This is a genomic window from Metasolibacillus meyeri, assembly GCF_003049505.1.
GTDB classification, from domain to species: Bacteria; Bacillota; Bacilli; order Bacillales_A; family Planococcaceae; genus Metasolibacillus; species Metasolibacillus meyeri.
This window is the reverse complement of record NZ_PYWN01000070.1, coordinates 36,994-62,684: the sequence shown is the minus strand read 5'-3', so window position 1 is coordinate 62,684 and position 25,691 is coordinate 36,994. Positions and strand designations below refer to the sequence as shown.

General features: G+C 38.8%; 27 protein-coding genes. 3 read left to right on the top strand and 24 right to left on the bottom strand.

What is annotated here, in order from left to right; translation table 11 throughout:
- Nucleotides 1-178: 178 nt before the first annotated feature.
- Both C9J34_RS11225 and C9J34_RS11220 read left to right on the top strand, forming a co-directional pair.
- Nucleotides 179-1,744, top strand: a complete 1,566-nt coding sequence (locus C9J34_RS11225) for a hypothetical protein (RefSeq protein ID WP_107839963.1) — start codon at nucleotides 179-181, stop codon at nucleotides 1,742-1,744.
- Between the two features lie 12 nt (nucleotides 1,745-1,756).
- Nucleotides 1,757-4,507: a DEAD/DEAH box helicase gene (locus C9J34_RS11220; RefSeq protein WP_107839962.1), complete on the top strand. Its 2,751-nt coding sequence runs from the start codon at nucleotides 1,757-1,759 to the stop codon at nucleotides 4,505-4,507.
- Nucleotides 4,508-4,712: 205 nt separating this feature from the next.
- Here the strand turns inward: C9J34_RS11220 and C9J34_RS11215 are convergent, their stop codons facing one another.
- Nucleotides 4,713-5,132 carry a single-stranded DNA-binding protein gene (locus tag C9J34_RS11215; RefSeq protein ID WP_107839961.1) on the bottom strand — a complete coding sequence of 140 codons (420 nt, stop codon included), beginning with the start codon at nucleotides 5,130-5,132 and terminating at the stop codon, nucleotides 4,713-4,715.
- A gap of 317 nt (nucleotides 5,133-5,449) precedes the next feature.
- Between C9J34_RS11215 and C9J34_RS11210 the strand changes: the two genes are divergently transcribed.
- Entirely contained in the window at nucleotides 5,450-5,878 is a 429-nt protein-coding gene (locus C9J34_RS11210; protein ID WP_107839960.1) for a YwpF family protein, read from the top strand.
- A 198-nt stretch (nucleotides 5,879-6,076) separates the two neighbouring features.
- Here C9J34_RS11210 and C9J34_RS11205 read toward each other — a convergent pair whose 3' ends face one another.
- The 23 genes from C9J34_RS11205 to upp form a co-directional block, all read right to left on the bottom strand.
- A complete protein-coding gene (locus C9J34_RS11205) occupies nucleotides 6,077-6,433 on the bottom strand; it encodes a hypothetical protein (RefSeq protein WP_107839959.1) in 357 nt (118 codons plus the stop codon).
- Nucleotides 6,434-6,811: 378 nt separating this feature from the next.
- Complete coding sequence (locus C9J34_RS11200) at nucleotides 6,812-7,195, bottom strand: hypothetical protein (RefSeq protein WP_107839958.1); 384 nt, start codon at nucleotides 7,193-7,195, stop codon at nucleotides 6,812-6,814.
- A 254-nt stretch (nucleotides 7,196-7,449) separates the two neighbouring features.
- Nucleotides 7,450-7,887, bottom strand: coding sequence for a 3-hydroxyacyl-ACP dehydratase FabZ (gene fabZ / locus C9J34_RS11195; RefSeq protein ID WP_107839957.1), 438 nt, complete (start codon nucleotides 7,885-7,887; stop codon nucleotides 7,450-7,452).
- A gap of 155 nt (nucleotides 7,888-8,042) precedes the next feature.
- Nucleotides 8,043-8,321 carry a DNA-directed RNA polymerase subunit beta gene (locus C9J34_RS11190; protein ID WP_107839956.1) on the bottom strand — a complete coding sequence of 93 codons (279 nt, stop codon included), beginning with the start codon at nucleotides 8,319-8,321 and terminating at the stop codon, nucleotides 8,043-8,045.
- 19 nt (nucleotides 8,322-8,340) lie between these two features.
- Nucleotides 8,341-9,177: a flagellar hook-basal body protein gene (locus tag C9J34_RS11185; RefSeq protein ID WP_107839955.1), complete on the bottom strand. Its 837-nt coding sequence runs from the start codon at nucleotides 9,175-9,177 to the stop codon at nucleotides 8,341-8,343.
- 15 nt (nucleotides 9,178-9,192) lie between these two features.
- Nucleotides 9,193-10,032 (bottom strand): flagellar hook-basal body protein, encoded by an 840-nt coding sequence (locus C9J34_RS11180; RefSeq protein ID WP_107839954.1) that lies wholly within the window; start codon nucleotides 10,030-10,032, stop codon nucleotides 9,193-9,195.
- A gap of 24 nt (nucleotides 10,033-10,056) precedes the next feature.
- Nucleotides 10,057-11,058 (bottom strand): rod shape-determining protein, encoded by a 1,002-nt coding sequence (gene mreB / locus C9J34_RS11175; RefSeq protein WP_107839953.1) that lies wholly within the window; start codon nucleotides 11,056-11,058, stop codon nucleotides 10,057-10,059.
- A gap of 398 nt (nucleotides 11,059-11,456) precedes the next feature.
- Nucleotides 11,457-11,723 carry a sporulation transcriptional regulator SpoIIID gene (locus C9J34_RS11170; protein WP_107839952.1) on the bottom strand — a complete coding sequence of 89 codons (267 nt, stop codon included), beginning with the start codon at nucleotides 11,721-11,723 and terminating at the stop codon, nucleotides 11,457-11,459.
- A gap of 91 nt (nucleotides 11,724-11,814) precedes the next feature.
- Nucleotides 11,815-12,480 (bottom strand): M23 family metallopeptidase, encoded by a 666-nt coding sequence (locus tag C9J34_RS11165; RefSeq protein WP_107839951.1) that lies wholly within the window; start codon nucleotides 12,478-12,480, stop codon nucleotides 11,815-11,817.
- 56 nt (nucleotides 12,481-12,536) lie between these two features.
- Nucleotides 12,537-13,316 (bottom strand): stage II sporulation protein D, encoded by a 780-nt coding sequence (spoIID, locus tag C9J34_RS11160; protein WP_238600629.1) that lies wholly within the window; start codon nucleotides 13,314-13,316, stop codon nucleotides 12,537-12,539.
- Between the two features lie 265 nt (nucleotides 13,317-13,581).
- A complete protein-coding gene (gene murA / locus C9J34_RS11155) occupies nucleotides 13,582-14,892 on the bottom strand; it encodes a UDP-N-acetylglucosamine 1-carboxyvinyltransferase (RefSeq protein WP_107839949.1) in 1,311 nt (436 codons plus the stop codon).
- A 579-nt stretch (nucleotides 14,893-15,471) separates the two neighbouring features.
- On the bottom strand, nucleotides 15,472-15,714 hold the full coding sequence (locus C9J34_RS11150; protein WP_107839948.1) for a DUF1146 family protein: 243 nt from the start codon (nucleotides 15,712-15,714) through the stop codon (nucleotides 15,472-15,474).
- Nucleotides 15,715-15,979: 265 nt separating this feature from the next.
- Nucleotides 15,980-16,387, bottom strand: coding sequence for a F0F1 ATP synthase subunit epsilon (locus C9J34_RS11145; protein ID WP_107839947.1), 408 nt, complete (start codon nucleotides 16,385-16,387; stop codon nucleotides 15,980-15,982).
- Nucleotides 16,388-16,412: 25 nt separating this feature from the next.
- Nucleotides 16,413-17,828, bottom strand: a complete 1,416-nt coding sequence (atpD, locus tag C9J34_RS11140) for a F0F1 ATP synthase subunit beta (RefSeq protein ID WP_107839946.1) — start codon at nucleotides 17,826-17,828, stop codon at nucleotides 16,413-16,415.
- A gap of 50 nt (nucleotides 17,829-17,878) precedes the next feature.
- Nucleotides 17,879-18,736, bottom strand: coding sequence for an ATP synthase F1 subunit gamma (atpG, locus tag C9J34_RS11135; protein ID WP_107839945.1), 858 nt, complete (start codon nucleotides 18,734-18,736; stop codon nucleotides 17,879-17,881).
- A gap of 99 nt (nucleotides 18,737-18,835) precedes the next feature.
- Nucleotides 18,836-20,344, bottom strand: coding sequence for a F0F1 ATP synthase subunit alpha (gene atpA, locus C9J34_RS11130; RefSeq protein WP_107839944.1), 1,509 nt, complete (start codon nucleotides 20,342-20,344; stop codon nucleotides 18,836-18,838).
- A 28-nt stretch (nucleotides 20,345-20,372) separates the two neighbouring features.
- Nucleotides 20,373-20,903 carry a F0F1 ATP synthase subunit delta gene (locus C9J34_RS11125; RefSeq protein ID WP_107839943.1) on the bottom strand — a complete coding sequence of 177 codons (531 nt, stop codon included), beginning with the start codon at nucleotides 20,901-20,903 and terminating at the stop codon, nucleotides 20,373-20,375.
- A complete protein-coding gene (atpF, locus tag C9J34_RS11120; protein ID WP_107839942.1) occupies nucleotides 20,900-21,418 on the bottom strand; it encodes a F0F1 ATP synthase subunit B in 519 nt (172 codons plus the stop codon). Before atpF ends, C9J34_RS11125 begins: the two co-directional genes overlap by 4 nt.
- A gap of 368 nt (nucleotides 21,419-21,786) precedes the next feature.
- On the bottom strand, nucleotides 21,787-22,011 hold the full coding sequence (gene atpE, locus C9J34_RS11115) for a F0F1 ATP synthase subunit C (protein WP_042470896.1): 225 nt from the start codon (nucleotides 22,009-22,011) through the stop codon (nucleotides 21,787-21,789).
- 74 nt (nucleotides 22,012-22,085) lie between these two features.
- Nucleotides 22,086-22,814 (bottom strand): F0F1 ATP synthase subunit A, encoded by a 729-nt coding sequence (gene atpB / locus C9J34_RS11110; RefSeq protein ID WP_107839941.1) that lies wholly within the window; start codon nucleotides 22,812-22,814, stop codon nucleotides 22,086-22,088.
- 33 nt (nucleotides 22,815-22,847) lie between these two features.
- On the bottom strand, nucleotides 22,848-23,219 hold the full coding sequence (locus C9J34_RS11105) for an ATP synthase subunit I (protein ID WP_107839940.1): 372 nt from the start codon (nucleotides 23,217-23,219) through the stop codon (nucleotides 22,848-22,850).
- A 470-nt stretch (nucleotides 23,220-23,689) separates the two neighbouring features.
- Entirely contained in the window at nucleotides 23,690-24,802 is a 1,113-nt protein-coding gene (gene wecB, locus C9J34_RS11100; protein WP_107839939.1) for a non-hydrolyzing UDP-N-acetylglucosamine 2-epimerase, read from the bottom strand.
- Between the two features lie 107 nt (nucleotides 24,803-24,909).
- Entirely contained in the window at nucleotides 24,910-25,539 is a 630-nt protein-coding gene (gene upp, locus C9J34_RS11095) for a uracil phosphoribosyltransferase (protein ID WP_107839938.1), read from the bottom strand.
- Nucleotides 25,540-25,691: the final 152 nt, after the last annotated feature.

Genomic DNA, 25,691 nt, shown 5'->3' with positions numbered 1-25,691 from the left:
TGAAGACAAAATCAATTTTGAGGTCAAGCACCTTATTTTAACGGGATGTGTCGTAATACTTTTTTATTTATTTTTTCTCCCTTGTATTTTGACATATTTACATTTGTGCATACTGCTTACGTTTACTTCGTTTTCGGGGTATAATGGAAAGAACGACTTTTTTAGGGGAGAGACTACTATGGCTTTATCAATATCTGATGTAGCACGCCGCTATTCGGCGTTTATTCGTCAGCAACTTGAAGAAATGGAACGTTTATTGCAGCCGTCATCTGTAGAGGATGAGGAGCTCGTGCGTCGCGCTGTTTTTTCTGTCCGCAATAAATCCGTGCTTTTTGAGCGCTTTCTACCGCAAAAAGATGTACTGTTCACTGTTGTTCAAGATGTGCGTCCTGCTGAGGTAACTGTAGATTTTGGGCAACATCTCATCATATGTACATGTCCCCAGCAAAATTGCTGTCGCCATAAGCTTGGCGTTGTTCTTGGACTTTATCAGTATTTAGGCTCCGTTCAGGAATGGACAAGTAAATGGCGGGCACAAAAAAATGTTCATTTAAAATCTTTAGCTACAGAACGGAACCCTGAAAGCTGGCAGCGTATGGTGGACGAAGTCATGCAGCATTCGTTGCTTGGTGCGAAAGCGATTGAAAGCTACTCCCTTTCTGCTTTGTTAACGACTACACATTCAAAATTACAACGTTACACGCCACTTGAGCGTGAATGGCAACCTTTATTTAAATTATTTATGGAGTTTGCTGTTTTAAATAAGCTCTGGGCCCATTTAAATCATACAAACTCATCTATCAATAACTACTATTTTGAAGCTGCTATGAACAGTCGACTTGAAACTATTCATACAATTGTTTCTGAGCTAGGCTCAAAATCACGCCTGTTTGCAACAGATCCCTTTTATGATGCGATACAAGATAGTATACGTGAGCTTCTTTTCGAAAGAAGTGGGCAGCCACAAATACGTTTTCAATTTTATTTAGCCGTTTGGACGAATATTTTCAATGAAAAAAATCGCTATATGAAAGAGTTATTTTTATTAGAAAAATTGCATATAAATAGTGATTTCCCAATGGATATTAACCGAGCGCTGTTTTATGTTTTGCTAAAAGATAGTGAAAAGCTGGCAGAACAATTACTTCATTTGGATAAGTCACAACTCACGTTTTATTTACCTATTGCAAAGCTTGCATCTAAGCATTATATGGAAGGACTTCAATTATTATTAAAGGTCATGCTACCATGTTTAGAAGATTTTATTCACGCTACACTGACGCCGCAACAGCGCCCGCTATTTATTAAAGAAATAAATGCACTTTATTCAATGATTGAGCTTTCCGAGCAGGAGGCTATTACCCTTTATCAAGCATTCGGTCGCTATGGTATACAGCCTTATGCTGATTTTTTACTGCACAAGGCACGTTATGATGAATGGGTCGCCCTTCAACAGTTGTACCCTTCTTCCATTAGCCATTTAGAAGCACGTGGTTTAAAAACAGTTATTCAGGAGGCACCAGCAGCGGCATTGCCACTTTATCATTACTATGCGCTAGAAGAGCTCCGTCAAAAGTCACGTATGAATTATAAACAGGCAATTCGTATTTGGAAATCGATGAAAGGCATTGCTAAAAAGGCTGGTAAAATGACGTACTGGACAAATTACATGCAAACAGTGCAACAAAAATATAAACGTTTGCGTGCATTACAAGAAGAACTGGACAAAAGCAATCTCATTTAAGGAGTTTTTTATATGATTGACACATTTACATCACCTTTTGTAAAGTTGCTACGCCTAAAAGTTACCGAGCTTCAAAATGGCTACTATTCCATAATAGCTTTACACGATGATGGTTTAATCTCGCCTCCAGAAAGCTGGGTATCACAGCTTTTTTATAAATATGAAGCAAACTTTTACGGTCTTACTGTACCTTTAGATGAACGCGATATTACATTATCAGCTGCTGAGCTTTTAGATGTGCTATCGCCGTCTTTGAAGCACCCTTTACTTCACATCATTGGAGCTGATATTGCATCTGAGACATTACTTGAAATATTTCACCAGCTCGTTCCACAATGGACGAGTAGCACGCTTTGGCAAACAGCTTCTTTTCATGAACAAATGCTACAGTTTGAGCTAGATGAAGGGCAAATTTTAGCTACTGCTGCCACACAAAAACTTATAAATAATGGACTACAGCTTGAGCAAGTAAAAGAGCTTATACCATTTTTTGCAAATGGTGGCTGGCCACTTCAAAGTGAGCATCATGCAGATGATTTAAAAGTTGCCTTACGTTTGAGTGAGCCTGATGAAGTGAGCGAGCAATGGCTTTTAGAAACGATTATTATTACACCGACAGAAAAGCATTGGACGCCTGCTATACGTAAACGCTGGCTTCCAATTGCGGAGGCTCTTCCTGAAAAGTGGAAAGCTTTTTCAACTGATATTGCCGCGATTCAGCAACAAATTGCTGCATTACTACCATTGGACGATTTAACATCTGAAAGCTTTATTTATCATCCATTAACAGATGAACAAGTTAAACTTTTCCTACGCAATGATATTGCTGTTTTACAAGCACTCGGCTATGAAATTATTTTGCCTGCTTGGTTGAAGGAACTAAAACAATCGAAAATGCGTGTACAAGTAAGCGCTGGGCAGCTATCCACACGCTCCGTCGCAGGGCTGGATGACATTTTAACGTTCAAATGGCAATTTTCAATGAATGGTGAAAACATTTCTGCCGAGCAATTCCAAAAGCTTGTAGATGAAAAACGAGAATTTATGCGCATCGGCACTGAATGGTTTCGTATTGATGCAGCTTGGATGCAGGAAATGCGTGCACTGATGGATAAGGCAAGCAATGAGCAATGGACAGTAAAGGAGCTCTTGTTTAGAGAGCTACCCGAAACATTAACAGCACCAGATGAAGAGTTCGATGAAGATGATGCCGAGCGTGACGACCCGATACTTGCATTTGAAATTCAACAATCTCTACAGAACTATTTACAGCAGCTACAGGAAAAACAAGGACTTCCTAGCGTTCCTGTACCGCTACAATTAGAAGCAGATTTGCGTCCATATCAGCAGCAAGGCTTTGAATGGCTTGTCTTTATGCGTGAGCAAAAATTTGGCGCTTGTTTAGCAGATGATATGGGGCTAGGTAAAACAATTCAAACGATTAGTTATCTTTTGCATACAATAAATACACTTGATGTAACAGAGCCCGCAATTATTATTTGCCCTACTTCCGTTTTAGGAAACTGGCAAAAGGAGCTCGCACGTTTCGCTCCTTCTTTAAGCGTTTATACACATTACGGTGCAAATCGTTTAAAGGATGATGCACTCCATGCTGAGATGAAGCGCACAAAGCCTCAAATTGTAGTATCAACATACGGCACTATTTCGCAGGATATAGAGTTTTTGCAACACTTAAATTGGTCATCGATTATTTTAGACGAAGCACAAAATATTAAAAACATGCAAACAATCCAATCACGTGCTATTCGCAAGCTGCGTGGTGAGCACCACATCGCGTTGACAGGAACACCTGTAGAAAATCGTTTATCTGAGCTTTGGGCGATTTTTGATTTTATTCATAAAGGTTATCTCGGTAGCTTCGGGAAATTTCAAGAGCAATTTATTTTGCCAATTGAACGTGATGACTCTGAGCAATATAAGGAACAGCTACGAGCAAAAATCCAACCGTTTTTATTACGTCGTACAAAACGAGATTCAGATTTAATGCTAAACTTGCCTGATAAACAGGAGATACAGGAATTTTGCCCATTAACTGCTGAGCAGGCTGCCCTATACGAAAGCTATATTGAAGATACGGCAGCACAGCTTGAGCAGTTAACAGGTTTTGAAAAAAGAGGACGCATTTTAAAAATGCTAAATAAATTAAAACAGCTATGTAATCACCCTGCACTTTATTTAAAGGAGTCTTTTGATGATGCGGAGACGTTATTAAGCCGCTCTGTGAAGCTAAGACGTATTGTAGATTTAACGGCTGAAATCGTTCATAACGGAGAGCAATGTTTAATTTTCACGCAATACATTGGCATGGGCAATATTTTACAACATTGTTTTGCTGAGCTGTACAATATTGATGCACCATTTTTAACAGGTAGCATGCCTAAGCAACAGCGTGATCGCTTAGTTGAGGCATTTCAAGCAGGAGAATTTCCGATTTTTATTTTATCGTTAAAAGCAGGTGGGACAGGGTTAAACTTAACAGCTGCTAATCATGTGTTGCATGCTGATCGCTGGTGGAATCCCGCAGTGGAGAACCAAGCGACAGACCGAGCGTATCGTATCGGACAAACTCAATTTGTGCAAGTTCATAAATTTATAACAATTGGTACAATTGAAGAGAAAATCGATAAAATGTTAACAATAAAATCTGCTTTGTCCGAGGAGCTAATCCAATCAAGCAAATGGCTTACTGAGCTTCAAGATGATGAGCTACGCGAGCTTTTCACGCTTGATATGGTGCAATAAAAGAAATACGAGAAGCGTCCTATCTTTGCGCCAAAAGATAGGACGCTTATTTAAGTTCTCTACACTATTCAGTTGTATTTTTCTAAAGGACGTGCTCCTGCTATATTACTTGTCGCAGAAAAAATTTGCTATGTGGGTAAGAGATAGGTTTTTTCACTCCTTTCCATTGAATTTAAGATAGCAGTTAGTTTTGTGGAAGTTGTTTCTAAATATTGATTGGCAGTGTATCTTCTGGTAAAACAAAATTCTCTGTCACATGCTGACTTTCAGCGTTGGACTCCCCTCCCTCGCTGCTTGTTGGCATGCTTTGTTTTAAAGCATAAAATCGGACGCTTTCAGCAACGACATCCATCGTAAAAACACGATTATTTTCTTTGTTCATATAAGAGCGTGTATGTAGGCGTCCATTGATACCAATTAAAGAGCCCTTACCGCAATATTTTACAATATGCTCTGCTAGTCTTCCCCATGCGACACACAAAACATAATCTGCATCTACACTGCCTTTGCTATTTCGGTAATTTCGATTGATCGCTAATACGAAGCTCGTTTGTACTTTCGTATCAGATAATTGTCGTAGCTGTGGATCTTTTGTTAAACGTCCAACAAGTCCGATTTGATTCATTTATTCACCTCCTTCGTTAGCATTACTATACCTTATAGTAATTTGATTTGGCAAAATCTGAAAAATGATATTTGCTATTATTTCAAGTATTCAAATTTAAAATTTGAACGCTTTTTAATTTTTTTTTGCTTATTTTTATAGCTTCAATCCCTTGTTCCTTTAAGCTCGAAAGGAAATCTATACAAATATTAAATTTCGCATTTTTTGTATGTTATACTAAAGGAAAGGTGTCAAATAAGTCACTTTGAAACACTTCCTAATTGTAGGAGTAATCGTTTTTACAAATAAGCTTTAGCTATCTAAAGGAGGCTGCTTGCTTGAAGACATTTAAACTCATGGCATTTCACTTACTAAACGAAGACACTATACAGCCAATTCACATTATCGATGGATTGACAATCAACCTAGAGGATAGCCACCAAACATGGGTACTTGAGCTATTTATTCCAAATGAATACTACTCTATTTTTAAAACACTACAGGAAAATAATACTGTGTTCGACGCACATGCTGTTATTTCCTTTCCTGACAATGAACCAGCACCATTCTCTGTAATCGTTAGCACTATTACTGAAATCGGTGATCGCTTATCTGTGCTACTAAAAGGGTCAATCAAGGCTCGCCGTCAAAAGTATGCAGAGCAATTATTGCAGCAATTATTAGAAGAAGGCTTAACAAACGAGGAGTTATTGCAGCGCTTTCAGCATGATATGAAAGAGCGCCCTAAGCTAAATAGGCAGCAATAATCATAACCCATGCTCCATACGTAAAAGATTCATTCTTGATAAGGCGATGTTGTCTGAAAAGCATATACCTGACACATTGCTTCCGGTACAATAAACATACCTAACGTGTCACGTTTCAGACGACATCGTGCTTTTAGATGAAGTGATTCACCATACCAAAAAACCCAAAAGCGCCAGAAAGCACTTTTGGGTTTTTCTTTAACGGTTGTCTACATTGTTGCGGTCACGCATATCTGCTGGGTCCTCGATAATGTCCTCTTCATTTCCACGGCGTTCAATTACTCGACCGTCGTTATCGAGACCATCATTTGGTGCAATGCGGTCAACCTCTACGCCATTACGACCGTCGCGAAGTGCTGGCGGCACCGTGCTGTTAGGTGCACTATTGATTTCGTTATTGTAGCGTGGTGAATAGTTATTATCAATCACATCATCCACCCCACGACGAATTTCTTTTGCTGGTGTATCGTCGTTTATCGCATTACGATCACCCGTATTACAGCCAGCTAATAATGATGTAGCGAGCAATGCTGCTGCAAACAAACCTTTCCACATAAAAAATTCCCTCCCTTCTATCGACTCATCTGATCATTACTTGATCGTTTATTAGAGTACCCGAGAAGGAACGGAACTATCCAAAAAGTTTTATCTTGATTTAGCAATTTTTGTAACAAAAAATGGAGTTATTCAGAAAAATGCAAGTTACCTCTGAACAATAGAAAATCTCTTTTTAACCTTGTATACAGTGCACTTTCAATCAGTGGGAGACTTTCTGACACACAGAGTGTGTTTTTGTTGTTGCTGACGCTCGCTTGCACAACCCAAAACACTACAACTACATTTTCAATGTGGAGGCACAGCCTGTTCATACGAGATAAAAACATCAAGAGCTGTCTAGAGAGCAAACTAAAATATCACTCTCCAGACAGCCCTTTATTTCAACTTCTCTTTTAATAATTGCTCAACATATGCTGCTTCTGCTTTACAGTCATATTTGTAATTTGTGCCTAATTTCTTTTGCAGTTTTGCAATGGAGTCGATTTGTTTCTTCGTTGGCTCTTCTCCTAAAATTTTTGCCATTACTTCGTCCACTTTTTTGGCAATTTCATTATGAAATTCTTCGCTTACTAATACTTCGTGAGGTACTTTATCAAACCAAGCAGCATTTTCAGTAAAATACTGTTGCCAGCTTGCCATAAAATCTTCCATTGAAAATTTATCTTCATCCCAACCAATACTCGCTAAATAGAGCTCAAATGATATGGAAATTGATCGTGTAATACTTATCTTTACACCTGAAGACAGTTCTTTATACATAAAAATTTAAACCTCCTACGTTTAAAAAGCCAACCCCTCAAAACTCAACTTATCTATCTTATAATGTTTTCGCCATAAATGCAAATAGTACTAGATTATGTGAAAAAATTGCCTTTGTATCAGTGACGCCTTGACTAAATTACAGTCCAGATTTTTTACCTAATAGAAGATAACCTAAGTCGTCCTTAACGGTTAATTAACCTGATTCATACAGGTCTTCTTAAAAATCCTTGGGACTCACTGAATTAAAGTCATTATTTTGGTTGTTCTGGTCCTATTGCAAATAAAATATCCGTTTCGCATACTAGCTCGCCATCCACTGTTGCCACAGCATGCCCTTTGCCCATTTGACCACGCAACTTGACAAACTCAACCTCCATTTTCAGTTGGTCGCCTGGCACAACTTGACGTTTGAAACGGCAATTATCGATACCTGTTAAAAAGACGATGCGCCCTTTAAATTCATCTGAGCTTAACAGTGCAACACCACCTACTTGTGCAAGTGCTTCCACGATCAGAACACCTGGCATTACTGGGTAACCAGGGAAGTGACCGTTAAAAAAGTCTTCATTAATCGTTACATTTTTAATACCTACCGCACTTTTTCCTACTTCAACTTCTAAAATACGGTCAACTAATAAAAATGGGTAGCGATGTGGTAAAATTGCTTGAATTTGCTCTGCATTTAACATCAAAAATTCCTCCACTCCTATTTACTATTATGTATCTTTATCCAAAATCGATTCTAGAATTAAATGTCATGCTTTTATCCGTCCCATCGAGAACAGCAAAGTACTGTTGAAGGAGCAGAGCTGTCTAAAAATTATTTTGAGACAGCTACAATACGCTATTCTTGTCCTTCAATAATATCAAATATATGTTGCCAAGTGCTCCATTTTAGTGCATCGCTTGGCTCTCCGCCTCCAAGGAAGCCATAGCCAAACATAACACCACCTATTGCTGCACCAGCTAATAAAGCCAATACAAGTACAATACGCAGCCAAATTGGAATTAAACGTATTTGTACCCAACGTACCCTTCTAGGTCTTTCATTTGGCTCTGTTTCTTCGCTACGTCGGCTTCTTTTTTTGGGGGCTACATCTTGTTCATTGAATTCGTTCGTCATTTACTATACTCCCTTGCGCTTATCGAATACCGTTAATGAGCCCTAGCATTTGGTCTGCAAGTGTTACTGCACGTGAATTGAACTGATATGAGCGTTGTGTTGCGATTAATTCTGTCATTTCCTTAGAAATGTCTACATTCGACATTTCTAATGTTTGTATGCTCAAACCAATTCCTCCACGGTTTGCCCCTTGTAAATCCGTTAAAATATCTGCTTGGGTATAGCCAAGTGCTGCTAAATTAGTAGGTAAGCCGATATATGTGCCACTAACATGTTCCATCGTTTGAGGCTTTTGTAATTCCGTTACGGCTAAGTCTACTGTTATTACATCACCATCTGGATACGAAACATTGAGTTGACCATTAGGCGATAATGTAAAGCCCGTTGCAAAGTCTGGGAAGTAAATAGCATTACCATTGCTATCTGCGACCGCGTGTCCATTACCATTAACAAGCATCATTTGCCCATTTTCCATCGGAGATACATAAAAATCCCCTTGACGCGTATAAACCGTACGTTGACCATCACCATCAGGCATTAAAATATTGAAATATTGATTTTCCTTCGTAAATGCAAAATCAAGATCGCGGTCTGTTTGTTGTAATGAACCTTGCTTTTGATTTGCTTGAATTAATGAGACATGTGCTCCAACACCGTAACGAATACCTACAGGAGATTGTCGTAATGTCCTATCTAATTTATCGTTATTGTATTGCTGATAAAGCAGCTCTGAAAATTGTGCATCCTTTGTTTTGTAACCATGCGTATTGCTATTTGCAAGGTTATCACTAATTGTATCTAACTTTGTTTGTAGCTGTGTTAATGTATTTGTTGCTGTCACCATTGTACGTAGCATACAATCACTCCTCCGTTACACTTTTCCAATTTCATTTACTGCTTTTTCCATACTGCGATCATATGCTTGAAGAACTTTTTGGTTTGCTTCAAATGCACGATACGCTGTTAGTAACTCTGTCATTGAACGAGCAGAATCTACGTTAGATGCCTCTAAATACTGTTGATTTGTTGCAAATGTGACACCTGCTTGCCCATATGCTGATGGCAGTATTCCATCATCTAACATGCGATATAAGCCGTTATCCTGCTTCATTAAAACATCTGGGTTTTCTGAGAATGCTACACCAAGGACTGCAACCTGCGCACCATTCTCATCTAAAATCGCACCTGTGTTTGTAATTGTAATATTATCATTCGCTAGCTGAATACGCTCACCTGTATCAGAGAGCACATAAAGACCTTGTCCATTCACTAAACTGCCTTGTCCATCTAATGTGAAGTTACCATTACGTGTATAGGCCTCGCCACCTGCTGGATGCTCAAGGCGGAAATAAATTGCACCTTGGTTGCCAGATGCCTCGTCAATTGGCAATGTAATATCCACCAATGCTACATCTGTTGGCATATCTGTTTGTAATAGAGAACCTTGGGCATTGTTCGCAATTGTTTCTTGTAAGTAGACACCTGTTGTTAACGCGCCGATTGGGTTCAACTGCTTTAAACCTAAACCCTTCTCCGTTGGTACATTTGTTGTGCCCTTTGCAGATAATAGCATGTCTGGGAATGAACGAATTGTTGATTGATCTGCTTTGAAGCCTGGCGTATTTGCGTTTGCCATATTATTTGTCAATATCTCTGTACGGCGTTGCTGTGCAAGCATGCCCGAAGCTACCGTATAAAATCCTTTAAACATAAAGCACACCTCATTTACTATTGATTATTCCGCTGTAACACCTGCTGAACGGTCTATATTATTTAACATAATGCCTGTACCGATTGCTACACAATCCATTGGGTTCTCTGCTATAAATACAGGTACTTTTAGCTCTTCAATTAACAATTGATCAATGCCATGTAGTAGTGCGCCACCGCCCGTTAAAATAACGCCACGATCAATAATATCTGCTGATAGCTCTGGTGGCGTTTTTTCTAGTACATTTTTAGCTGATTGTACAATCATCGATACTGATTCATGTAATGCTCGCTCTATTTCTGTAGAGTGGATTGTAATTGTTTGTGGTAGACCTGTTACCATATCACGCCCACGAATCTCCATCGATTCATTGCGATTATTTGGAAATACTGTCCCAATTGTCATCTTAACATCTTCTGCTGTACGTTCTCCAATTAGTAATTTATATTCCTTTTTTATGTATTGCAAAATGTCATTGTCAAATACATCGCCTGCTATTTTAATTGACTCACTCGTTACGATATCCCCCATCGATAATACGGCAATATCAGTTGTACCTCCGCCAATGTCAACGACCATATTACCGCTTGGTTGGAAAATATCCATCCCCGCTCCAATTGCTGCCACTTTTGGCTCTTCTTCTAAATAAATTTTCTTACCCCCTGATTTTTCGGCCGCCTCACGAATTGCCTTTTGCTCTACACTTGTAATATTTGTAGGGCAGCAAATTAAAATACGTGGCTTCGATAAAAATCCTCGCACATTTAATTTATTGATGAAATGTCGTAGCATTGCCTCTGTCACATCAAAATCTGCAATTACACCATCTTTTAAAGGGCGAATTGCTACAATATTACCAGGTGTACGTCCAACCATTTGTCTAGCCTCTTCACCAACTGCTAATACTTTTCCTGTTTTTTTATCCATTGCTACAACAGATGGCTCATTTAAAACAATCCCTTTTCCTTTCACATGGATTAAAACATTCGCCGTCCCTAAATCAATTCCAATATCCTTTGAAAACATTCCCTTAGTTTCTCCTTCCACCGCTTCAATTCTTTACATACATCATTTATTTTTATGAGCTACTTAAATCAATTTCATTAGCTCCACACGCAACAAAAGTTTTTATCTTTCTTTTAAAAGGCTGTAAATATCCGCTTATTTAACAGTCTTTACAATATATTTAGTTATCTAGATTATTTTATCACAATGAGGAAGTAATTACACCCTCTTTTACGGTAGGTTATTTCCTGATTTTGTAATCCAAATCGATTATATCTTGAGGTAATTACGTCACGATTTTTTCGAGCTCACTTTTCATGTAGAAGTTAGCCTAAAGCAGTTAACTGACTGCAAGCCTCATCTGTGACATAGCTGAATCAAAATATAGAAAAAAACACCTAGATGAACATTCGTATCATCTAGGTGCTTTGTTCGTGTTGCTTCGATTGCCATTTTTTCTTCGTCGCTTCTCCACCTCGTAAATGACGGACGGATTTATGATAGGCTAAAATCTTTTTCACTTCCTGTGCAAGTGGCTCATTGATTAGAATAAGCCTTTCCGTCAAATCTTTGTGCACAGTACTTTTAGAATAACCTGTCATTTTAGCTAATGTGCGGACTGTTTCTTTAGTTTCGATGAGCAACTCCCCTAGCTGAACACAACGTCGTCGAATATGTTCGTGCACGTTCCCTTCCTTTCTACTTAGGATGTAAGAATGTGCCGTAGCTTAGTAGTATGTTTCTTCACCTTATGAGTCGTCCACACCTATTTAGAACTTAGAATGCAAGCAATTTTCTTGGATTGACTGGTTCATTGTTTTCCAACACTTCAAAATGTAAATGAATTCCTGCTGTCGGATTCCAATCATTATCCATTGTCGTTGCTAGTGGCTGACCTTGTATAATCTCATCGCCTTCTTTTACAACAATGTCCGTAACAGAGCTATAACGCGTTTCTAAACCATTTGCATGTTGTACAGTAATGCTATTTCCTGTGAATGCATCCATTTTCACTTTCGTCACAACACCACTCATCGCAGCGAGTACTTCAAATGGCTCATTGTTAATAGCAAGTGACATACCCGATGATGTTGAGAATGTTTGCTTAAAAACTAGCAACGCATTTTCACGTGTTTTTGCATCTGCAGAAAAATCATAAAAATCTTGCAGCACTGTCAATTGATTTAATAATGCTTCATCAAATGGATATTTCAAATTTTCCTGTGCTGTGTTTGTTTCAATAATTGGCTGCTGCTGTTGCGGAAGTTCTTCTGTCGCAACCGTTTCTGTTAGGAGGCGCTCTTCATTTTTCGTCACAAGCGCATTATAGCTGAATATAAGTGCTAATATGGCGAGTGCAATTCCCGCATAAATAGCTGGCCAAAACCATGGCTTTTGTTGTAAATTTTTTGGAGAAGGTTTTAAATTTTTTTCCTCTCGCATGTTCATCACCTCTGAAGCTAGTGTGAACAAACTATACAAATTTTAAACACACCTCATTACTTTTTTGTACAAACATTGCCAATTGTTGTTTGTGGATAGTAATGCGAGATTATTTCTTCAACTGTAGCACGATTTTGTGCCAGCTCATTTGCCCCGTATTGGCTCATTCCTACCCCATGTCCATAGCCTTTCGTTGTAATCGCTATATCACGGCCATCTTTTATTAATATAAAGTCTGTTGAACGCAATTGTAAAAGCTCTCTAAATTCACGTCCGCTAAATTGTTGTTTTCCTTTTACTGTTTGCACACGATTTGAACTATTTCGCTCAAGCTGTAGCGCTAAAAAATCATCTTGGGTCCAATTTGTTTGTAGCTTATCATTCAGCTCACTCACAGTCATAATAATCGTTTCATTGCTTACCTCTGGCGATGTTACGGATTGCAAATACGGTAGATCATGTCCACTGTAATTTTTCGCTGATTCTGTAGCACCATTCGATGAAGCATGAAACATCGCAGAAACCGGTTCTTCATCATATAGTATAATTTGATTAGCTGTCGCTTTTACGGCATCTGTTATTTTTTGTTCATACTGATCAAAGGCAGTTAACCATTTTTGCTGACGTACCTTCTCATCAATAAATACTTGATGTGCTGTTGTTGGCTTAATTGCTTTCTTCCCATAATCTGTATTGCGTATCACATAAGTACGCGCAGCAATTGCTTGTGCTTGTAATGCAACTGGATGAAAGCTGGCTGGCATTTCTGCTGCCACAACACCGACTAAATATTTCTCCAATGGAATGCTTTGTGTCTCACCTTCAACTGTAATCAAAATTTCACAAGGTTCCTGTACTGGCTTTTGCTTTTTATAATAAAGCAGCGGCACAGTAAAAAGAAAACAGATGACGATAACAATGATAAGTATGCTTATGTTTTTTTTCATACGACATGGTATGTAGTTTTTTTAAAATTTATTTGTAAAAAAGGAAGGTCGCTGTTATTCATTTTAAATTTTTAAGTAATGCTGCTTAAAAAATAAAAAGCTGTATGAAAAATGACGTATTAGTTAGTACGCTCTTCATACAGCCTTGCTCATATTATGCTGTTACTTGCTCTGTGCTATCTGTTTGTACAACGCTTATTTCTTCTTCTGTCACGCGCTCGATATTTGCACCTAATGCTGCCAGTTTTTCATGGAATTTTACATAGCCACGATCTAAATGATGTAACGCTGTTACGCGTGTGATACCATCTGATACTAAGCCCGCTAAGATAAGCGATGCGGCTGCACGCAAGTCAGTTGCCGCTACTTCTGCACCTTGTAGCGCGTTATTGCCTTCGATAAAGACAGAGCGCCCTTCGATTTTAGCAATCGCGTTCATTCGACGGAATTCTTCCACATGCATAAAGCGATTTTCAAATACGGTTTCTGTAATGATGCTTGTTCCTTCAGCTGATAACATCAATGCCATCATTTGCGATTGCATATCTGTCGGGAAGCCTGGATGTGGCATCGTTTTAATGTCTACTGCTTTTAATTCACCTGTTGCACGTACACGTAAACCATTTTCTTGCTCAGTAATTTCTACACCCATTTCACGCATTTTCGCAATTAAAGCTGTCATATGCTCTGGAATCGCATTTTCAATCACCACATCACCACGTGTAATCGCTGCTGCAACCATAAATGTCCCTGCTTCAATACGATCAGGTATCACATAGTGTGTAATACCTTTTAGCTTTTCTACACCTTCAATACGAACAGTCGCTGTTCCTGCTCCTGTTACACGACCACCCATCGCATTAATAAAATTGGCTAAATCGACAATTTCAGGCTCTTTTGCAGCATTTTCGATAATTGTTGTACCTTCCGCTAATGCCGCTGCCGTCATAATATTTTCTGTAGCGCCAACGCTTGGAAAATCTAAATAAATTTCTGCACCTTTTAATTTTTCAGCACGCGCTTCAACATAGCCATGTCCAAAAGAAATCTCAGCACCCATTGCCTCAAAGCCTTTTAAATGTAGCTCGATTGGGCGCGAACCAATCGCACAACCACCAGGTAACGCAACACGTGCAAAGCGATTACGAGCAAGTAAAGAGCCCATCACTAAAATAGATGCACGCATTTTACTAACAAATTCAAATTGCGCTTCACTCGACAAATCATGCGCCGCATTAATTATGATTTCATTGTCACCCAAACTATATTGTACATCTGCATTTAAGCTTTTTAATACCTCACTAATTGTATATACATCAGCTAAAGTTGGAACGTCTTTAATGATATTTTTTCCTTCAGAAGCTAATAAAGATGCTGCTAAAATAGGTAATACAGCATTTTTTGCGCCTTCAACTTTTACGCTACCTTGTAAAGTCTGACCACCCATAACGATAATTTTCTCCACAATTCGTCCCTCCAAATCCCATTCTCGTAGACTTACTATTTTATTTAAAAGTTCATTAATCTTTTTTATCCAAACACTGCTAATAATACAGCTATAACCCAACTTAATCAAGCATCTAATTCACTATTTTGTGTCGAATTTTGGCTTTATTGTTCATACTACATATTACGCACCATATGTATAGTTGGTGAATCAGATGTTGGATACTTTATATGCGCTACTTCAGCATATTTTGTCAACCGAAGTCAATGTGATTTAGCAATGCTTGAGGAAGCACTTTCCGTATCTTTCAATACATTTCGACACAAAATTTGTCTTTATTCAGCAATTATTTTTGCATTAAAGGCAAACAAGCAAATTACAAGGACTGCCATCACAGAACATGACGATTTTAGAGGAATTTTTTTAAATTACTCAAAAATTTAGGTAGTGATATCTTAGACATAATTGATAATAAACTGCTTATTTTATACACGAAAATCCAAGATGTTAAACATTTTTCCATCAATTGCCCAGGAAATATATACTTTGTAGCGAAAAGTAACGGATTACTTTCCCCTACAAGTCATATAGTGTATTTTATTGGAAAATGTAGACTAAACTTCTTGACCATTGAGAGAAAGTAATGAAGAAATTAGAAACTGCTGAGCCGATAACGATGCTAAATAAAATATAGACGAGTTGAATTTGGAATGTTCTACCTTTTTTGAATAGTTGGTCAAAACGAAATGCTTGTAATGCATAGAATGCCACAGCAATGAAGAAAATATGCGAGGCAAGACCGAAAAGTGCCTGTTGTCCTATTTCCGTATAAAAATCCATCTCTCCCTAAACTCCTTTATGAAAAAAGTTGTTTTCTTACGAAAAATGCCAAACATGATGTTGTAGCTCCTTGATTTAGTAGATGCTTTTGTTTATTGGCGGTTTTCGCGGTTTTATTAGCGCTTTTTTTGGTTTTATTGGCGATTTTCATCATTCTATTGGCGCTTTTTCTAGTTCTATTGGCGCTTTCACATTTTGTGCGCCTTTTCGCTCAATTAAAAGGGCTGCTTGAAAAGCTATGCTTTACAAACAGCCCTCACTTGAATTAGATGTTACCCTCATGAACGTTGATACGATTCAACGCACGCTTTAACGCAAACTCAGCACGTTTGAAATCAATGTCATCTTGTTTACTTTGCAAACGACCTTCTGCTCGTTTTAATGCTTCTTTTGCACGAGCTACATCAATTGAAGCTGCACTTTCAGCTGAAGGAGCTAAAATTGATACTTTGTCAGGACGAATTTCGATGAAGCCGCCACTAACAGCTACATAATCAGTTGAACCATCTTGTTTTTTTAGCTTTACAGCGCCAACTGCAAGAGGTGCAACCATAGGAATATGGCCTGGAAGTACACCCATTTCCCCTGAAACTGTTTTAGTGACTACCATTGTTACTTCAGAATCGTATGCTGGGCCGTCGGGAGTGACAATACTGACTGTTACTGTCTTCATATTATTTTCCTCCTCGCCGTTAGAATTAAACCTCTACGCCCATGCCTTTTGCTTTTTCTACTACTTCATCAATGCTACCAACTAAACGGAAAGCATCTTCTGGTAAGTGATCCCATTTGCCATCAAGGATTTCCTTGAATGAGCGAACAGTTTCTTTAACAGGCACGTAAGAACCTTTTTGACCAGTGAATTGCTCCGCTACGTGGAAGTTTTGAGATAAGAAGAATTGAATGCGACGAGCGCGCTCTACTGTTTGCTTATCTTCATCAGATAACTCATCCATACCTAAGATGGCGATGATATCTTGTAACTCACGATAACGTTGGATTGTACGTTGTACGCCAGTAGCAATTGCATAGTGCTCTTCCCCTACGATTTCTGGTGATAATGCACGAGAAGTAGACGCTAATGGGTCAACTGCTGGATAAATACCCATTTCAGATAATTTACGCTCTAAGTTCGTTGTTGCATCTAAGTGAGCGAAAGTTGTTGCTGGAGCTGGGTCAGTATAGTCATCGGCTGGTACGTAAATCGCTTGAATCGAAGTTACAGAACCTTTTGTAGTCGATGTAATACGCTCTTGTAATTTACCCATTTCTGTAGCAAGTGTTGGTTGGTAACCTACCGCAGATGGCATACGACCTAATAGGGCAGAAACCTCAGAACCTGCTTGTGTGAAACGGAAAATGTTGTCGATGAATAAAAGTACGTCTTGACCTTGTTCATCACGGAAATATTCAGCCATTGTTAAACCAGTTAATGCTACACGCATACGTGCACCAGGTGGCTCATTCATTTGACCAAATACCATTGCAGTTTGATTAATAACGCCAGAGTCTGTCATCTCGTGGAATAAGTCGTTACCTTCACGTGTACGCTCACCTACACCTGCGAATACAGAGATACCGCTATGCTCTTGTGCAATGTTGTTGATTAACTCTTGAATTAATACAGTTTTACCTACACCGGCACCACCGAATAGACCGATTTTACCACCTTTAATATATGGTGCTAATAAGTCTACTACTTTGATACCTGTTTCAAGGATTTCAACTGTTGTAGATAATTCATCAAATTTTGGCGCTTCGCGGTGGATTGAATCACGGCGAGCTGATGCTGGAATTTCTTCACCTAAGTCGATTATTTCACCAAGTACGTTGAATACACGACCTAGCGTTACATCACCAACTGGTACTGAAATAGCTTTTCCTGAGTCAGTTACTTCTGCTCCACGTTGTAAACCATCAGTAGATGACATTGCAATTGTACGAACAACATCGTCACCTAAGTGGATTGCAACTTCTAGAGCTAAAGTAGTTGGCTCTTCATTTGGACGTTCAATCTTAACAGTGATGTTGTTATAGATTGCTGGTAAGTGGCCGTTTTCGAATTTAACGTCTACTACCGGACCCATTACTTGTAGAACTTGTCCTTTGTTCATGTTGTGTATCCTCCTATCGTATTCTTATACAAAGTCAGTGAAAGCGCAACCTATTCTAGGGCTGCAGCTCCACCAACGATCTCTGTAATTTCTTGTGTAATAGCTGCTTGACGCGCACGGTTATATTGCAATGATAAGCCATCAATTAAATCAGATGCATTATCTGTTGCATTACGCATTGCCGTCATACGTGAAGCATGTTCACTTGCTTTTCCGTCTAATAAAGCACCATAAATTAAGCTTTCTGCATATTGTGGAAGTAATACTTCTAGAATTGCTTCACCAGATGGCTCGAATTCGTATGCAGCGCTTGTTGTTGAAGTGGCAATATCAGTTAACGGAAGAACCTTTTTCTCCGTTACTACTTGAGAAATAGCACTTTCGAAGTGGTTATAGTACATATAAAGTTCATCATATGCGCCATCAATGAACATACCAACAGCATTACGAGCGATTTCTTTAATATCAGCAAATGTCGGTTGGTCAGGAAGAGCAACAACACTACTAATAACATTTTGATCACGTTTTACAAAATAATCACGCGCAACACGACCTAGCGCAAAAATAACATATTCGTCTTTTGATTTATGACGTTCGTTAATTGTACGTTGAACCTGACGCAGAATGCTTGAGTTGTAAGCACCTGCTAAACCACGGTCAGAACCAATAACTAAGTAAGCAGTTTTTTTCACAGGACGAGCAGTTAACATTGGATGTCCACTGTCTTTCGTACCTGCAGCGATAGCGCCTACTACTTCTTGGATTTTTTCCATGTAAGGAACGTATGCTTTTGCGTTTTGCTCTGCACGACGTAATTTCGAAGATGAAACCATCTGCATTGCCTTTGTGATTTTTTGCGTGCTCTTTGTAGAGTTAATACGACCTTTAATTTCGCGTAAGTTTACCACTGGTATTTCACCACCTTCTGTTATTTAATCACAATCCATTATTCTCACCGCATCCGCAAGCTTTCGCCTGCGGAGCCTAGATGAATGGTTCAACTCAGATTACTCTGATTTAGCAAAAGTCTTCTTGAAAGCATTGATTGCTTCAGCAAGATCTGCATCAGCTGGAATATCTTTTGTTGTACGGATATGATCTAATACACTTGTGTGGTTTGTATCTAACCAGCTTAAGAGCTCACCCTCAAAACGAGTAATGTCGCCCACTGGAATATCGTCTAAGAAGCCACGAGTTAATGCATATAAAATAACAACTTGTTTTTCAACTTTTAACGGTTTGTTTAAGTCTTGTTTTAAAACTTCAACTGTACGTTTACCACGCTCTAATTTAGCTAAAGTCGCTTTATCTAAGTCAGAACCGAATTGAGCAAATGATTCTAACTCACGGAAAGCAGCTAAGTCAAGACGTAATGTACCAGCAACTTTTTTCATCGCTTTGATTTGTGCTGAACCACCTACACGTGATACAGATAAACCTGCGTTAATCGCTGGACGTACACCTGAGTTGAATAGATCAGATTGTAAGAAAATTTGACCATCAGTAATCGAAATTACGTTTGTAGGAATGTAAGCTGAGATATCCCCTGCTTGTGTTTCTACGAATGGTAATGCAGTGATTGAACCATTTTGGTAAGTTTCGTTTAATTTCGCAGCACGCTCTAATAGACGGCTGTGTAAGTAGAACACATCACCAGGGTATGCTTCACGACCTGGAGGACGACGTAATAATAATGACAGCTCACGGTAAGCAGATGCTTGTTTTGATAAGTCATCATATACGACTAATACGTGTTTACCTTGTAACATGAATTCCTCTGCCATCGCTACACCAGCAAATGGTGCTAAGTATAATAATGGTGATGGTTGAGAAGAAGAAGCAGTTACAACGATTGTGTAATCTAAAGCACCGTTTTTACGTAATGTTTCAACTACGCCACGAACTGTAGATTCTTTTTGACCGATTGCAACGTAGATACAAATCATGTTTTCACCAGCTTGGTTTAAGATTGTATCGATTGCTACAGATGTTTTACCTGTTTGACGGTCACCGATGATTAACTCACGTTGACCACGGCCGATTGGTACTAATGCGTCAATCGCTTTAATACCTGTTTGTAATGGCTCATGTACTGATTTACGTGCCATTACGCCGAAAGCTGGGCTTTCGATTGGACGAGTTTTTGATGTGTTGATTGGACCTAAGCCATCCACTGGTTGACCTAATGAGTTTACAACACGACCAATTAGTTCTTCACCAACTGGAACGCTCATAATACGACCTGTACGACGAACTTCATCGCCTTCTTTAATGTCAAGGTACTCACCTAGAATAATGATACCAACGTTTCCTTCTTCTAAGTTTTGTGCCATACCCATAACACCGTTAGAGAACTCTAAAAGCTCTCCAGCCATGACGTTGTCGAGGCCATGAGCAAGAGCAATACCGTCACCAACGCGGATAACTGTACCTACTTCGCTTACTTGTAATTCAGATTGGTAGTTTTCAATCTGCTGTTTAATCAGACTGCTGATTTCTTCAGCTTTGATGCCCATGTATGTTCACCTCTCACATTTCTTAAAATTAAACAACTAATGTACGCTTTAAACCTTCTAGCTTAGAAGCTACTGTGCTGTCATAAATATAGTTGCCGATTTGCACACGAATCCCACCAAGAATTGATGGCTCGAGAATATTTTTAATTTCTAGTTTGCTTTTTCCTACTAGCTTCGCAAATGCAGCAGAAATCTCTGCATTCTCAGCCTCAGTTAAAGCACGTGTTGAATAAACTGTCGCTTCTGCTGCACCACCTGCTGAAGTGGCAAGAGCTTGGAACTCTTCCGCTACAGCAACGATATCGCTAATACGTTGTTTATCAACTAATAATTGAACTGTATTGACTACTGCTGAATTAGCATTCACTAAAATTTCAGATAGCATTTCTTTTTTCTTTGCAGAAGAAATTTTAGGTGCGTTTAATAGCTCCAATAAAGCTGGTGTTGCTTCGATTGCTGCTGTTAATTCTTTTAAATCTGCACTTACTTCTGCAATACTTTGATTTTTGCCAGCTAATTGAAACAATGCTTCAGCATAACGCTTCGCTACTTGACTCATTTCGCTTCGCCTGCCTTCGCAATCGTTTCTTTAATTAATGCGCTGTTGTCAGCCTCAGAAATTTCTTTACCAAGCACTTTAGATGCTGCAAGAACTGATAATGATACAACTTCTTCACGCACAGCTGCGATTGCTTTTTCTTTTTCGTTTTCGATTTCACGCACAGCCGCTTCTTTTAAACGAGCTGCCTCTGCACGAGCTGCTGAAATAATTTCATCACGCTGTACATCGCCTTGTTTTTTAGCACCTTCTACGATTGCTTGTGCTTCTGTACGAGCTTCTTTAAGAAGGCTTTTTTGTTCTTCTAATAATTGGTGCGTTTCTTTGCGCGCTTTTTCAGCTGCATCGATTTCGCTTGCAACTAATTCTTCACGTTGTTGCATAATACCCATTAATGGACCCCATGCAAACTTTTTAAGAAGAAGCATTAAAATAACAAATGTTGCTAGTGTTGCAAGGATGTCTCCACCATTAAAATCACCAGCTGCACCTAATACAAGATCATTTACTAACACGATTGGTTCACTCCCTTCAAGAGCTTGTTCAAAATCTATACCATGTAATTCTTTAATTTCAAATTCAATGTTGCATTATTCACATAGTTTTATGCGAATTTCATATAGTACATCAATTACGCCTCGGCGTAATTGCGTCCAGATTTTTTCGAGTACGCTCGAAAAGCCCCTCTACTAAAATCTGTGACATCCGCCGGAGGCTTTATCATGATTCAGCCGATGTTTGGACACCATCTAAAATAAAAGCAAGATAAGCATTCGTCTCGTCACCTGTGAAGGTAGGAGTTTTCTGCTGAATCCTGATAAAAGGAATGGCGAAGTAGTAAGTCTGGTGAACTTTTCTTCGCCATTGACGTCGTAAGTAGTAATTATTGATTCATTACGATGAATGCTACTACTACACCGATGATTGGAAGGGCCTCAACTAATGCAACCCCGATAAACATTGTTGTTTGAAGAGCGCCACGTAATTCTGGTTGACGAGCGATACCTTCTACTGTTTTTGATACGATAAGACCGTTACCAATACCTGCACCTAGTGCACCTAAACCGATTGCGATTGCTGCTGCTAATAAACCAATTGAACCTGTCATTGTTAAATTTCCTCCTTGGAATATGTGTTTTTTTTATTGTGGTTCAAATACCGTGAAATTCACGGAATTTATAATTAATGGTCGTGACTCACTTTGTGTGCCAAATAAACCATCGTTAACATAGTGAAAATGAAAGCTTGGATAAAGCCGATGAAAATCGAGAATCCTTGCCATGCGATAGCTGGAATAACCATTCCGAACCATCCCCAAATGCTTGCACCTGCAACAGTTGCAATTAAGCCAATTAAAATTTCACCTGCGAAAATGTTACCGTAAAGACGTAGACCAAGTGTTAATGTATTGGCAAACTCCTCAATAACTTTCAGCGGGAACATCCACCACATTGGCTTTAAATAAGTGTTCTTCGCATAACCACCAGTACCATGTGCTTTAATACCATAGTAATGAGCTAATAGTGTAACCATAACAGCTAATGTTAATGTTACTGTTGGGTCAGCTGTTGGTGATTTCCACCATAAGTAGTGGTCATAAGTAATAGCGAACGGTAATCCGAGTAAGTTTGCTACAGCGATAAACATAAGTAGCGTAATCCCTAACACGTGGAATTGACCACCCGTTTTCCAATCCATATTACTTTTAATAATCCCTTTCACGAAGTCCATAATCCACTCCATGAAGTTTTGCATACCTGTAGGCTTTAGTTTTAGGCTACGTGTAGAAATAAACGCGATTAAAAATACAACTACAGCCGTAACAATTAACATCAAAACAGTTGATTTGTTAAATGTTAATACATAATCCCCAAATAGCGATAGATGGAATTCTGGATTTTTATGATCCATTTTTGCATTCACCTCTCTTTCGTTAAGTACACTTTAGTGTTGTTTAGCAAGATGTACAATTCTCTCGATAACAAGAAAAATGTACGGAAGCATTAGCCCAATAACTGTGCTAATCAGATGAAAATGTTCTGGCAACGACATGGCGATTGCGACTGCTGCAACACCTGAGCCAAAGCGTAAGGCTGTGCCTAAAGATGATGCCTTTCTTCCCTCACTAACAGAACGGTCAAATTTGTCCATCCGTCGAACTAAAATCCAAAAGTTATATGTACCAAAGAATGCACCTAAACCTATTCCTGCGAAGATGCTAGCATATGGCGTAAAAGCCCATCCTAGTACACAGAGAGCAAGCAAAAAAAATAACACTTTCTTTTGCTTGGTGAAAATGTAATGCAAATCTTCCATTGGCAGTAAGTCTCCTGAATTTTTTTCGAGTAAAGAATCGATGCTGATTAGTAAGTGCTTCCAAAATGTAGTGAATGCACCACAGTTACGAGGTTAAATTAAATATGTAGCAAGTTTTGACTTTGAGTAAATTTCTACATACAAAAACTTTAACCTTTATGGACATGTATCCAGACGCATCAAACCGTTGCAAAGTTTTCTTCTGCGACGAGTCATCACAGGAGTGCAATTAACAATTGGCTTTCAATTGTTAATTCAGTAGAAACTTGATATAATAAGTGCTTCAAAGTTTGAAACCCTTATCATTCTTACCCTTTGTTAGCATACAATAGGCGATATTTGATGTCAATTAGTAATGGTGAAAAACTTCACAATCACCCCAATGTTGTCAAATTGTCGACAAATTTGTGAAATTGGGTTTTATGCATGAAGTTTATCCAAACTTCTTATATTAAAAAACCATTTTCTTATTATTGTTTTGCTAAAAACTCAATAAGTGCCTGCACAATTCGCTCTGATGCATGACCATCACCGTATGGATTTGATGCTTGTGCCATCACCTTATACGCTTCCTCGTCAACGAGCAATTCATTCGCTAAATTGTAAATCGTATCTTCATTTGTGCCAGCAAGCTTCAATGTACCTGCTGCAATCCCTTCTGGTCGCTCTGTTGTATCACGCAACACAAGTACGGGCTTGCCTAATGAAGGCGCCTCCTCCTGCACTCCACCAGAATCCGTCAAAATCATATATGAACGAGCTGCAATATTGTGGAAATCAAATACTTCTAACGGTTCGATTAAATGAATGCGTTCATCATTACCTAGCACATCATTGGCAATTTCGCGCACAACTGGGTTCATATGCACAGGATAAACAACCTGAATGTCTTGGTGCTCTGCTAATAAGCGCTTGATTGCACGGAACATGTTACGCATCGGCTCACCTAGATTTTCACGGCGATGTGCTGTTAATAAAATCATACGGTCTGTGCCTATTTTCTCTAGCACAGGATGACTATACGTTTCACTAACTGTTGTTTTCAATGCATCAATCGCTGTATTTCCTGTCACATAAATCGCTTCAGCTGGCTTATTTTCACGTAGTAAATTTCCCTCTGATTGCTTTGTTGGTGCAAAGTGTAAATCTGCCATCACACCTGTTAACTGACGGTTCATTTCTTCAGGATATGGTGAATATTTTTGACCTGTTCGAAGCCCTGCCTCCACATGTCCAATCGCAATTTGATTGTAAAATGCAGCTAAACTACCGATAAATGTAGTTGCCGTGTCCCCGTGTACTAAGACAATATCTGGCTTCGCTTCTTTCATTACTGCATCTAGTCCTTGTAGCGCGTTTGTTGCAACATCTACAAGCGTTTGTCGATTCTTCATAATATTCAAATCATAATTCGGTTTAATTTTAAATGTTTCTAGTACTTGATCGAGCATTTGACGATGCTGAGCTGTCACTGTCACAATTGACTCTACTTGTTGATGCTTCTCCAGCTCTAGTACAAGTGGCGCCATTTTAATGGCCTCTGGGCGCGTACCAAAAATCGTCATTACTTTAAATTTCCTCATTACGAACTCTCCAGTCTATAAAATAATAGTTGACATAAGAAATTAGTATGCAGTTGCCCCAAAACTATTTTTCAGACAGCTCCATACTATTTCGTTTTTTCACTATATTATTTCGTACCGAATAAACGATCGCCTGCATCACCTAAACCAGGTACAATATAGCCGTGATCATTTAATTTTTCATCTAATGCCGCAATATAAATATCTACATCGTCATGCGCTTTTTGAATAGCTTCTACACCTTCTGGAGCAGCAATTAAGCACATAAATTTAATACTTTTCGCGCCGCGCTTTTTCAAAGAATTGATTGCTTCTACAGCAGATCCCCCTGTTGCTAACATTGGGTCTACAATAATAAAATCACGTTCTTCTACGTCTGCTGGTAGCTTCGCATAATATTCAACAGGCTGTAATGTTTCTGGATCGCGATATAAACCAATATGTCCAACCTTTGCTGCTGGAATTAACTTTAAAACACCGTCTACCATGCCGATTCCTGCACGTAAAATCGGAACAATAGCAAGCTTCTTACCGGATAGTACTTTCGATTTGGCTGTCGTTACAGGGGTTTCTACTTCAATTTCTTCTAATGGCATTTCACGCGTAATTTCAAATGCCATTAATGTTGCCACTTCATCTACAAGTTCACGAAATTCTTTCGTTCCAGTGTTTTTGTCACGAATATACGTTAATTTGTGCTGAATTAATGGATGGTCGAATACATATACTTTGCTCATATGGCTCTCTCCTAACTGTTGTTAATCTAGATAAGTATAACAAAAAAAGCATAAGCTGTGTTGTAGAACATGAAGTATGAAGAGCCTGATTTGAAAGGAAGTTTTGCAAACCCACTTGAAAAATTTGCAGCTATAGTTAGTTAAGTAGGAAA

Bases quoted from the DNA above. Each gene is read 5' to 3' on its own strand.
- C9J34_RS11225 (WP_107839963.1), top strand. From the start codon at position 179: ATGGCTTTATCAATATCTGATGTAGCACGCCGCTATTCGGCGTTTATT.
- C9J34_RS11220 (WP_107839962.1), top strand. From the start codon at position 1,757: ATGATTGACACATTTACATCACCTTTTGTAAAGTTGCTACGCCTAAAA.
- C9J34_RS11215 (WP_107839961.1), bottom strand. From the start codon at position 5,132: ATGAATCAAATCGGACTTGTTGGACGTTTAACAAAAGATCCACAGCTA.
- C9J34_RS11205 (WP_107839959.1), bottom strand. From the start codon at position 6,433: ATGTGGAAAGGTTTGTTTGCAGCAGCATTGCTCGCTACATCATTATTA.
- C9J34_RS11200 (WP_107839958.1), bottom strand. From the start codon at position 7,195: ATGTATAAAGAACTGTCTTCAGGTGTAAAGATAAGTATTACACGATCA.
- fabZ (WP_107839957.1), bottom strand. From the start codon at position 7,887: ATGTTAAATGCAGAGCAAATTCAAGCAATTTTACCACATCGCTACCCA.
- C9J34_RS11190 (WP_107839956.1), bottom strand. From the start codon at position 8,321: ATGACGAACGAATTCAATGAACAAGATGTAGCCCCCAAAAAAAGAAGC.
- C9J34_RS11185 (WP_107839955.1), bottom strand. From the start codon at position 9,177: ATGCTACGTACAATGGTGACAGCAACAAATACATTAACACAGCTACAA.
- C9J34_RS11180 (WP_107839954.1), bottom strand. From the start codon at position 10,032: ATGTTTAAAGGATTTTATACGGTAGCTTCGGGCATGCTTGCACAGCAA.
- mreB (WP_107839953.1), bottom strand. From the start codon at position 11,058: ATGTTTTCAAAGGATATTGGAATTGATTTAGGGACGGCGAATGTTTTA.
- C9J34_RS11165 (WP_107839951.1), bottom strand. From the start codon at position 12,480: ATGCGAGAGGAAAAAAATTTAAAACCTTCTCCAAAAAATTTACAACAA.
- C9J34_RS11150 (WP_107839948.1), bottom strand. From the start codon at position 15,714: ATGGATTTTTATACGGAAATAGGACAACAGGCACTTTTCGGTCTTGCC.
- C9J34_RS11145 (WP_107839947.1), bottom strand. From the start codon at position 16,387: ATGAAGACAGTAACAGTCAGTATTGTCACTCCCGACGGCCCAGCATAC.
- atpD (WP_107839946.1), bottom strand. From the start codon at position 17,828: ATGAACAAAGGACAAGTTCTACAAGTAATGGGTCCGGTAGTAGACGTT.
- atpA (WP_107839944.1), bottom strand. From the start codon at position 20,344: ATGGGCATCAAAGCTGAAGAAATCAGCAGTCTGATTAAACAGCAGATT.
- C9J34_RS11125 (WP_107839943.1), bottom strand. From the start codon at position 20,903: ATGAGTCAAGTAGCGAAGCGTTATGCTGAAGCATTGTTTCAATTAGCT.
- atpE (WP_042470896.1), bottom strand. From the start codon at position 22,011: ATGACAGGTTCAATTGGTTTATTAGCAGCAGCAATCGCAATCGGTTTA.
- atpB (WP_107839941.1), bottom strand. From the start codon at position 22,814: ATGGATCATAAAAATCCAGAATTCCATCTATCGCTATTTGGGGATTAT.
- C9J34_RS11105 (WP_107839940.1), bottom strand. From the start codon at position 23,219: ATGGAAGATTTGCATTACATTTTCACCAAGCAAAAGAAAGTGTTATTT.
- wecB (WP_107839939.1), bottom strand. From the start codon at position 24,802: ATGAGGAAATTTAAAGTAATGACGATTTTTGGTACGCGCCCAGAGGCC.
- upp (WP_107839938.1), bottom strand. From the start codon at position 25,539: ATGAGCAAAGTATATGTATTCGACCATCCATTAATTCAGCACAAATTA.